At 38.0% G+C, this 10930-nt stretch carries 9 protein-coding genes; 7 read left to right on the forward strand and 2 right to left on the reverse strand.

Annotation, left to right across the window (positions count from 1 at the left end; all coding sequences use genetic code 11):
* On the forward strand, positions 1 to 468 hold a 468-nt coding region (locus AC4MRQ_RS15630), incomplete at its 5' end, for an iron-sulfur cluster-binding protein (protein ID WP_491198629.1).
* Positions 462 to 1373 (forward strand): dihydroorotate dehydrogenase, encoded by a 912-nt coding sequence (locus AC4MRQ_RS15635; protein WP_491198630.1) that lies wholly within the window; start codon positions 462 to 464, stop codon positions 1371 to 1373. The genes AC4MRQ_RS15630 and AC4MRQ_RS15635, both read left to right, overlap by 7 nt.
* A gap of 171 nt (positions 1374 to 1544) precedes the next feature.
* On the opposite strand, the gene AC4MRQ_RS15640 is transcribed toward AC4MRQ_RS15635, so the two are convergent.
* Positions 1545 to 2705, reverse strand: coding sequence for a hypothetical protein (locus AC4MRQ_RS15640; protein WP_491198631.1), 1161 nt, complete (start codon positions 2703 to 2705; stop codon positions 1545 to 1547).
* A gap of 212 nt (positions 2706 to 2917) precedes the next feature.
* On the opposite strand from AC4MRQ_RS15640, the gene AC4MRQ_RS15645 reads away from it, so the two are divergent.
* Positions 2918 to 3229, forward strand: coding sequence for a hypothetical protein (locus AC4MRQ_RS15645; protein ID WP_491198632.1), 312 nt, complete (start codon positions 2918 to 2920; stop codon positions 3227 to 3229).
* Between the two features lie 58 nt (positions 3230 to 3287).
* Here the strand turns inward: AC4MRQ_RS15645 and AC4MRQ_RS15650 are convergent, their stop codons facing one another.
* Positions 3288 to 4400 carry a substrate-binding domain-containing protein gene (locus AC4MRQ_RS15650; protein ID WP_491198633.1) on the reverse strand — a complete coding sequence of 371 codons (1113 nt, stop codon included), beginning with the start codon at positions 4398 to 4400 and terminating at the stop codon, positions 3288 to 3290.
* A gap of 123 nt (positions 4401 to 4523) precedes the next feature.
* On the opposite strand from AC4MRQ_RS15650, the gene mtnA reads away from it, so the two are divergent.
* The 4 genes from mtnA (at position 4524) to thrC (ending at position 10868) form a co-directional block, all read left to right on the forward strand.
* Entirely contained in the window at positions 4524 to 5555 is a 1032-nt protein-coding gene (mtnA, locus tag AC4MRQ_RS15655; protein WP_491198634.1) for an S-methyl-5-thioribose-1-phosphate isomerase, read from the forward strand.
* A gap of 365 nt (positions 5556 to 5920) precedes the next feature.
* Entirely contained in the window at positions 5921 to 8341 is a 2421-nt protein-coding gene (gene thrA, locus AC4MRQ_RS15660; RefSeq protein WP_491198635.1) for a bifunctional aspartate kinase/homoserine dehydrogenase I, read from the forward strand.
* Between the two features lie 13 nt (positions 8342 to 8354).
* On the forward strand, positions 8355 to 9563 hold the full coding sequence (locus tag AC4MRQ_RS15665; RefSeq protein WP_491198636.1) for a cofactor-independent phosphoglycerate mutase: 1209 nt from the start codon (positions 8355 to 8357) through the stop codon (positions 9561 to 9563).
* A 3-nt stretch (positions 9564 to 9566) separates the two neighbouring features.
* Complete coding sequence (thrC, locus tag AC4MRQ_RS15670; RefSeq protein ID WP_491198637.1) at positions 9567 to 10868, forward strand: threonine synthase; 1302 nt, start codon at positions 9567 to 9569, stop codon at positions 10866 to 10868.
* Positions 10869 to 10930: the final 62 nt, after the last annotated feature.

Raw genomic sequence — 10930 nt, forward strand, 5'->3', positions numbered from 1 at the left:
TCATTACCTGAAAAAACTCGTGTTTTGTTAGTAGGCGGTGGCTGTGGTATTGCTCCTTTATTATTGATGGGACGACACCTTAAGGAGAATGGTATTAAACCACGTTTTTTGCTTGGAGCACGAAGCACTGACGGATTAATTGCTTTAGATGCTTTTAAAGCCTTAGGCGAGGTATATACAACCACTGAAGATGGTTCATCAGGTACTAAGGGCTATGTCATTCACCACCCAGTAATGCGAACTGAAGAGCCTGAAATTGATATGATTTATACATGTGGACCAGAGGCTATGATGAAGGTGATTGCAAAATATGCCAGAAATCATAACATCAAATGTGAAGTATCACTGGAGAACCATATGGCCTGTGGTTTTGGCGCTTGTTTATGCTGCGTGGCTGATACTATAGATGGTCATAAGTGCACTTGTACAGATGGTCCTGTTTTCGATTCAACTTATTTAAAATGGTAGATTTAAAGATAGATTTAAACGGATTATCACTTAAAAATCCGGTAATGACGGCCTCGGGAACCTTTGGTTATGGTGAGGAATTTATGGATTTCTTTGATATCAGTTGCTTAGGTGGCGTGTTGGTGAAGGGAACGACCCTCGAACATCGTGAAGGCAATGCCTATCCACGAATGGCTGAAACGCCTCAGGGAATGCTAAATGCTGTTGGACTTCAAAACAAAGGAGTACACTATTTTGCCGAGCATATTTACCCGCGAATAAAGGATTATGAGACGAATATGCTGGTCAATGTATCGGGATCCACCATTGAAGATTACATTAAGACGGCTGAGGTTGTTAATGAACTGGATAAGATTCCTGGAATTGAGCTTAATATCTCGTGCCCTAATGTAAAAGAAGGTGGTATGGCCTTCGGAACCAGTTGTCCGTCTGCAGTATCAGTAGTTGAAGCAGTAAGAAAGGTGTATAAGAAGCACCTGATGGTAAAGCTTTCACCTAACGTAACTAATATAGCTGAGATTGGAGCTGCAGTTGAAGGAGCCGGCGCTGACTCTATCTCATTAATAAATACTTTATTGGGCATGGCAATAGATGCTAACACACGTAAACCTATTTTATCAACCATTACCGGTGGTTTATCCGGACCAGCTGTTAAACCCGTTGCATTACGCATGGTATGGCAGGTGGCGCAGGTTGTTAATGTACCGATTGTTGGAATGGGCGGCATCATGAACACAACTGATGCTATTGAGTTTATGCTTGCCGGAGCATCGGCTATTCAGGTTGGAACGGCTAATTTTATTGATCCATGTGTAACGGAAAAAATCGTAGATGGTCTTGAAGCTTATTGCCAGGAGAATGGTTTCGATAAAGTAAGCGACTTGATTGGTGCCATGGAAGTATAATCTATAATGAAATAATATCATGGATAAGCTCGTTTATTGACGAGCTTTTTCTTTATTATTACTAATTACACTTGTGAATTACATATGTAACTCGTCATTTATGTGGATAGTAATCTATCACATTTAGCCTACTAACTATACGCTCATAATATAGAATAAGAGGGAACGATTTTAACCACTAACGTTTCTTAGGTGCTGATTTTGTTTGGCGCTTAAGTTAATTATAGGTTTAAAGTACTGGCGAATGGTCGTCCAACGGTTAGGATACTGCTCAAATAAACGAAAAATGCGCACTTTATTTTTCCTCAGAGCATCTGTAATCGCAGGTGCAGTAATTGGCTTATCCATAGAGGCACCAACATCAGCACTGGTTATAGGTAATCCTTGCTTATATAAACTATTGGCAGCTTCTTCCAGTCGATCCAGCAATAGAATAGTTTTATTTTGTTGTTTGATTGGTTGAGCTGTAGTTGATGATTTGACATTCTCTGATCTTACCTTTTGTGGCATTACCAAAAAAGAAGCTTCAATTAATAAATCATCACCAGGTGTACATGATATTAAGTTACAAATGTAATCAATCGAATTATCGACTGTTTCTTTAATTTCTTCATAAGTAATATCTGCATTTATTATTTCGTTTTGTGCTTTCTCAGATATAACATAATTAACCCCGTCTCTTCGGCTTAAATCAATTAAATACGAATCTAACCATTGTCTTTTCCAGTTTAAAAAATCTTCTTCATTGCGATTTACCTCCAACTGCCTGGCATCCAAAATGTCCCGGGTATGTTGCCTGAAAGTCATTTCATTGCTTTTCGAAGTTTGAAAATTGCTTAGACAGATATTTGCGAATTGATTAGCCATATTTCCAATAATTGCTTTATGACTAGTCTCTAATTGTGTTTGTCCATCACTAATTCCAAAATTACTACAGTCATTCCTGAAAAACAGATATGACAAAATAGTTGATTGTTCAACGTAGCTCCTGATTAATAATACCAGATATTGTGATTCAGAAAAAAGATCCAGTTGAGCTATACTTAATTGTGTTTGCTGAACAAATGGCAAATGATCTGGTCGAAGCCATTGATAAGGTGTTTTTTCTTTTGAAAGTTCCTTTAGTTTAAGAATCATTTCCTCGCCAACTGTCATCGGCATAGGGGTTTGATGAAACTGTCGATTCCATTCTATCGCCTCATAGCTTAATTGCTTATCATCAGTATTATAAAAGGTAATCACCCGGTCAAGTCCATTCAAAAACATCTGCCACTGCTCAAGTAGAAAGATAGCAGGATGCTGTTGGTATACTATTTTATTCGGGCTTTTCATTAGTTACTTAATTAAGCAAAATTAAAAAATTAAGCAGTAAGTTAAGCTATTTATTAAGTAATTAAAAGTACATAAGTGATTTATTAAGTCAAAAATATCACTTAATAAATTTATAAATTACTGAATATGAGTTAATATTTGCAATACAGGTATTATTAAAGGTCTCTGTCATCAATAGTAATATAGTTCGCTAAACTTAAAAGAATTAAGCAATGGTAAAAGAATATTACAGGTTATTGGATGTATTGGCTGAATGGTTTATGCATTTCTTTTTTGATCCGGCTTATCATCCATTTAGTGAAAACAATGATCAGCACCAATTCAAAAAGAGCAGGTTAACATCTGGTATACAACAATTGAATTTTGCTATAAAGAAGCTGACTGGTCAATTAAAGGATGAAAAAAGCAGTTGGAAGAAGCGTTTCAATAGATATGTTACAACTCCTGTCGTCCATATTATCTATCATTACATCGAACCTTTGTTACGGCTGAAATTTTGGCTACAAGTTCAGCATTTGGATTAAAAAAAGTCATCTACCAATAGATAAATGACTTTCTTTCACCTAATAAGTTACTAATTTATTAATTGAATATTTCTTGCTCACCAATGTAGCCTTCCTGGATAACTGTCATCTTTATATTTTGACTATTCACCACGCTGGCTTGCAGTAAAATAGCTGGTACAAGCCTTTTGCCGTTATTGACTGTCAAATGCATATTGGAAGGTGCTTCTCCATCAGATATTTTAATGGCGGCATTTGCAGCAGCAAATGCAAGCGATTCAATTGGCTTATAAATAGTGATGGTTTGATTCCCGGCAACTATATTACGAACCGCCTGAATATCGGCATCCTGTCCGGCCAATAATACTTTACCATCTTTTTGATGTTCTTTAAGTGCTGCAATGGCACCGGATGCTAAGGCATCATTACCACATATGATGGCATCAACTTCATTTTTGTCCTTCAGGTACTGACTTAAAATCCGATAGGCTTCATCTGGCAACCAATAATTACTGAATTCGTCAAGAACTACATTAATATCCCCCTTATCAATCAGAGGTTGAAGTACATTCATCCAACCCAAATGTAACAAGTATGCATTATAATCGCTGGTTGGTCCGCTGATGAGTACATAATTACCTTTCGGAGCAATTTTCGTGAGGTAGTCTGCCTGTAGTTCTCCTATATTAATATTATCGGTAGATATATAATAATCCAGATTACAATTTTTAATCAGACGATCGTAAGAGATAACCGGTATATAGTGTTGATGGGCCAGCTTTACAATTTCTCCTGCACGCTCCAGATCGACCGGAACAACAACCAGTACATCAACGCCTTCATCAATTAACTTTTGAGCTTGTTCCAATTGCTTAGCAGGATCTGATTCGGCCACTTCTACTATGGGAATACCACCAAGTTCCTTAACCTTTTCCTCAAATAATGCCTTATCTTTATTCCATCGTTCTATTTCCAGACTATCCATCAGGAATCCGATTCTTGGCTTCATCTGGCATGAACTCAACGCAATAAGCATTACACAACATATAATCATAAAGAACTTAAATGCAGTAAGAAGCTTATGCTTTGATACGACAATCGGACGAACTAAAAGATAATCACCCTTTTCTTTGTTTCGATGAGCACAGTCAGTAATTATATTACCAGCTGTTGTTTTGACGATTCTTTTCATACCGGATATTTTTGAGGTGCGTAATTTTGTTATTTAATTTACAAAAATTGCAGATTAAAGTAAAGCGCAATTGGCTTTAGAGCATTGTGCCTGATAATAAAATTTATAGACAAACATTACAAAATGATAATTGAAGGACAACATTATAGAACAGTTTGGTACGATGAACAAAAGAACATTGTATCAATGATTAATCAGATAAAGCTCCCTTTTGAGTTTGAAATAGTTCATTTTTACAATTATAAGGAAACTGCAGAAGCCATCCGAAATATGACGGTGAGAGGTGCTGGCGCAATTGGTGCCACTGCAGGTTTTGCAATGGCACAGGCCTTTGTTGAATTGAATGATCAGGAAGATAGAAGTAAGGCCAGAAAGTTCATTGAAAATACCAGACCAACAGCCGTTAATTTATTCTATGCCTGCAGAAAAGTATTTGAAGCAGGTACTAAGGGGAAAACATCGGCTATCCAAATAGCTCAGCAAATAGCAAATGAAGATGCCGAAGGATGTCAGCGTATTGGTGAGTTTGGTAATGATTTAATTCAAACGAACCAAAAAATACTAACCCATTGTAATGCAGGATGGCTGGCATTTGTTGATTATGGATCTGCCTTATCGCCTGTGTATGCAGCTCAAAAATCAGGTAAGCAACCATTTGTATATGTGGACGAAACACGTCCACGCGGACAGGGAGCAAGATTAACCGCTTATGAACTGTATCATAACGGAATAGAACACAAAATCATTGCTGATAATGCCGCAGCTTTCTATATGGCCAAAGGTGAAATCAATATGGTTATCACAGGCGCTGATCGCATAACAGCTAATGGTGACGTTGCTAATAAAATAGGTACCCTTGAGAAGGCAATTATGGCAAAGGAATTTGGTATTCCTTTTTACGTTGCCGCGCCATTTAGTACCATTGATTTTAATACTTCTGACGGATCGCTGATTCCAATTGAAGAGCGAAGTGATGATGAATTGTTATATCATGAAGGACCTGATCATGACAATGTCATTCGAAAGGTGCGGATGGCCTCACCGGGCTCTGACGGACTCAATCCGGCATTTGATGTCACACCGGTAAATTATATCACTGCATTTATCACAGATAAGGGCATCATTCAACCTAATAACCTTGAAAAATTTCGCTAAGGTGTGTTAAAAATCATATTTTATTAAGGCTTAATAATTGCAAATTATTAAAAAATAGGGATCGATAATTTTGATTTAAATTATATATCCCTATTTTTGCAATGGATTAACTCATTCGAGACCGATATTTTGATGATTTATATTACTTCAAATATTACTATTTCAACTACCACCACCCCTGTGGGGGTATAGTATTTTCATATCATCAGGTCAAATCATTATTGTATTTATTTCAGTCGATTATAGTTGAAGCAACTGTAAATGCTGGCGTTTATTCTTAACCGATTAATTTAATCAGCGAAACAAATAGGAATATAATCAACCTCATAAAGGTTAATTTGTTTCATTTGAAAATTATTAAGCTTATGAAAGTTTTAAAGTTTGGTGGTACTTCCATGGGAAGTGCAGAAGCCATCTTAAAAGTTAAACAGATTGTAGAACAATTGAATACACCTGCAGTTGTTATTGTATCTGCAGTCGGTGGTATTACCGATAAACTTATTGAGGCCTCTGAACAAGCACTTAATAAATTTGAATATCAGAAAACCATTAAAGAAGTTGAAGATATACATGATGCAATTATTAATACTTTGTTTCTGGCTACAGAGGCTGATAATGTCAAACAAAAATGTGAAGTTGTATGGAAAGAACTTTTGCAGGTTTTAACTGGTGTTAGTCTCACAAATGAACTAAGTGTTAAGAGTTACGATACTATTGTTGGTTGCGGAGAGCGTTTATCGTCTGTTATTTTAAGTGAATTAATCGGGCAAGCTCAACTTTTTGACAGTCGTGAGTTTATTAAGACAGAGATGAATGGTCGCGGACACCATGTTAAGTATAACGAGACCATGCAGGCTATTGGAGAATTAAAGTTTTCACTGGGATCTATTAACGTATTTCCTGGATTTATAGCCTCTAACGAAACTGGCGAAAACACTACGCTTGGCAGAGGCGGATCGGATTATTCAGCAGCTTTATTGGCAGCCGGTTTAGATGCTGAAATATTGGAGATATGGACTGATGTTGATGGGTTTATGTCGGCCGATCCTCGTATCATCAAAAGGGCTCATTGTATCGATCACCTGAGCTATGCTGAAGCGATGGAATTGTCCCACTTTGGTGCAAAGGTTATATATCCGCCAACAATCATCCCGGTTTTACAAAAACAGATTCCAACTAAAATCAAAAACACTTTTAACCCGGAAGCTCCAGGTACACTGATTGATCAGCAAAAAGACGTCAGCCAGAATGTGAAAGGTCTATCCTCAATCCGCGATGTTTCTCTTCTTACTTTGCAGGGAAATGGAATGATTGGTATCTCTGGTATATCGATGCGAATGTTTGGTGCCTTGGCCAAGCAAGACATTAATATTGTGCTGATTTCGCAAGCATCAAGCGAAAATAGTATCAGTGTGGTAGTCGCATCATCAGATGCAGAAATAGCACGCTTAGCCATCATTAAAGAATTTGATAAGGAGATTGCCCGTCAGGAGATAAATGGTGTTGTGGTTGAAAAGGAGATGGCTGTAGTAGCCATTGTCGGAGAAGGGATGAAACACGCCACAGGCGTATCTGGTAAACTTTTCAATGTTATAGGACGAAATGGGATCAACATATATGCTATTGCACAAGGCGCATCTGAGCTTAATATTTCGTTTGTTATACACGAAAAGGATCTGCGAAAGTCTCTTAATGTTGTTCATGAAGCTTTCTTTCTTAGTCAGTATCAAGCCATTCACTTGTACCAGGTTGGAGTGGGTACTGTCGGGAAAAACCTGTTGGAAAAGATTGAACGTCAATCGGAGCGCTTGCTGAAAACAGAACATCTAAGTATCCGTTTGGCTGGCTTGGCAAATTCGCGACAAATGATTTTTAATGACCGGGGATTGGAACTGGATTCAGCAGTTGATTTGTTGCAGGAGGCAAGTCCGGGCAGTATTGATCAATTTGTAGATCAAATTATCGCCAATAATCATTCGAATAGCGTGTTCGTAGACTGTACAGCCAGTGAATTGGTTGCCGAACAATATCAAAAGCTTCTGGAAAATAACATTTCAGTGGTTACCGCGAATAAAATTGCCGGGTCATCGGATTTTAGTCGTTATGAAAAACTTAAGAAAACAGCCAGAGAGAAAGGTGTTAAATATCTGTTTGAAACGAATGTAGGAGCAGGGCTACCAATTATCAATACTATTAACAGTATGGTGCAGAGTGGAGACCGAATCCTTCAATTGGAAGCTGTTTTATCAGGAACATTGAATTATATAGTGAATAATGTAAGCACTGATAAACCGTTGTCAAAAGTGGTTTTGGAAGCCAAAGAAAAAGGCTATAGTGAGCCCGATCCGAGGATTGATTTAAAAGGAACGGATGTTTTACGTAAACTATTGATTTTGGCGCGCGAAAGTGATTACGCTTTGGAGGAACAACATGTTGAAATAGAACCATTTATTCCCGCTGATTTCTTTAATGATGAATCTGTTGAAACATTTATAGAACGACTAAAAAGCTTCGATGCTAAATTTGAAGAAATACGTCGCAATGCTGAAAATAACGGAAAGGTTCTGCGCTATGCAGCCTCACTCAAAGGAGGAAAAGCTCAGGTTGGTTTTATTGAAGTAGATCAAGAGCATGCATTTTATAATCTGGCAGACAGCAATAATAAGGTAATACTTCGTTCGGATTATTATTACGATCACCCCATGGAAATAAAAGGTTATGGGGCCGGAGCTGACGTAACAGCAGCAGGCGTTTTTGCTGATATTATCAAAGTTGTAAACCTTTAATCCTATATAAAATATGAAATACTTGGTTATTCTGGCTGACGGTTTTGCTGATGAACCCATTGAACGACTAAATGGAAAAACACCAATGATGGTGGCAAAAACTCCATACATTGACCAACTGTGTGAAATATCTCAATGCGGATATTTAAAGACAGTACCCGACTCATTGCATCCTGGCAGTGAGGTTGCAAATATGACCATTATGGGTTATGATGCTGAGAAGTATTACCAGGGGCGGGGAGTGCTTGAAGCTGCCGCCTTAGGCATTGATATAGAACCATCTGATCTTGTTTTTCGCTGCAACCTGGTGAGTGTGGAAGAAGCTAAACTCTTGAATCATTCAGCCGGACATATCTCCACAGAGGAAGCCCGTCAGCTGATTGATACTTTGACTGAATATTTGGGTAATGATCGCGTTCAGTTTTACACAGGTGTTAGCTATCGTCATGTAATGGTAATTAAAGGCGGACAGGAAGGAGTGAGGTGCACACCTCCTCATGACGTGCCAGGCGAATATGTTGAAACGGTCTTACCTAAGCCTATGGAAAGCAATGATACAGTAAAATTACTTCGCCAATTGATGTTTGCATCAAATGAATTACTGAGTAATCACCCGGTTAATATTCATCGCAAATCAAAAGGACAGGCTGTAGCCAATATGATCTGGCCTTGGTCACCTGGATTTAAACCTGATATGCCAACACTTGAGGAACTGTATGGTTTGAAAAATGGTGTAGTGATATCTGCTGTTGATCTCATTCATGGTTTGGGTAAATTAGGAGGTTTGCAATCTATTTTTGTAGATGGAGCAACAGGCTTATATAATACCAATTACTCAGGTAAAGCAAAAGCAGCTATTGATGCTCTTGACAATAACGAATATGTGTTCTTACATATTGAAGCGCCAGATGAAGCCGGACATGAAGGTGATGTGGAATTAAAAATACAAACACTGGAAGACATCGACCAAAAAGTTGTTAAGCCTGTATTGGAGCATCTTGAGTCTAATAAAAAGGAGCTTAGTATTGCCTTCTTACCGGATCATCCGACGCCCTGTGAAAAACGAACGCACACACGTGACAATGTACCTTTTATGATTTATCGACCAGGTGTTAAGGCCGATGCCGTTCAAGTATATGATGAAGCCTCTGTTAAAAAAGGTGCATTTGGCTTTACTGACCAGACTGAGTTTATGCAATTGTTCTTATCCGGAAAAAAGTAAAAAATGCAATATTATAGTACCAATAATAAAAACCTGAAAAGCGACTTAAAAAACGCTGTTATCAATGGACTGGCTACCGATAAAGGCTTGTTTATGCCAGAATCCATACCTGTTTTGCCCAAAAGTTTTTGGGATAAATTGCCTGACATGTCATTAGGACAAATAGGTTTTGAAACCTTGAAGCAATTTTTTTGTCCCGAAATAGATGAGGCCGATTTTAAAGCACTGACTGAGGAGGCGTTCAACTTTCCGATTCCTTTAGTAAAGGTAACTGACCAGATTTCTGCCTTGGAATTATTCCATGGTCCCACCTTAGCATTTAAAGATATTGGCGCTCGTTTCCTGGCTCGTGTAATGGCCCGCTTTACAAAAGATTACGGACGTGACATTAATGTATTGGTTGCAACTTCAGGCGATACAGGCAGTGCTGTAGCTAACGGATTTCTTGGTGTAGAAGGGGTAAATGTATTTGTATTATATCCAAAGGGACTGGTGTCTGATGTTCAGGAAAAACAATTTACCACTCTTGGGAAAAACATTACAGCCATTGAAATAGAAGGTACTTTTGATGATTGCCAGCATTTGGTTAAAACAGCATTTATGGATGATGGCCTGAAAGAGAAAATCACTCTGACATCAGCCAACTCCATTAACCTGGCACGCTTTTTACCACAGATGGTTTATTACTTTCATGCCTATGCACAAGCAGTTCGCGAAGGTAAAAAGGATATTGTTATATGTGTTCCCAGTGGTAATTTCGGTAATTTAACTGCAGGATTAATAGCTTATAAAATGGGATTACCGGTGCAGCGATTTATTGCTGCCACCAACCTTAATGCCATTGTACCAGATTACCTTCAAAGTGGAGATTACCTACCGGGACCTAGTATTGCAACACCAGCCAATGCGATGGATGTGGGAGATCCCAGTAATTTTATTCGCATACAGGATTTATTCGGGCATCAACTCGAGAATATCAAATCTGTAATTGATGGAATTTCAGTGGAAAACGAAAGTATTTTCTCTACCATCAAAACAACCTATGATACAAATAATTACATTCTTGATCCACATGGAGCCATTGGTTATTATGCACTAAAAAGCCTACTTACTCCCAAGGAACATGGCATATTTCTTGCAACAGCACATCCGGCTAAGTTTCCAGAAACAGTGGAAAATATTATCCAAAAGAAGGTGGAACAACCGACGCGATTAAAAGCTTTTCTCAAAGGAGTCAAGCAGGTAGAGAGTTCGTCAAAAGAATATGGCGATTTAGTAAAGGTCCTGTTAGGGACGACGCTTTAAGGGCTGACTTTTTAAAAAATAAATAGATTTCTTAAGATTTTTTTAAAAAAAAACTATTTTTA

It is taken from the genome of Carboxylicivirga sp., from assembly GCF_982718395.1.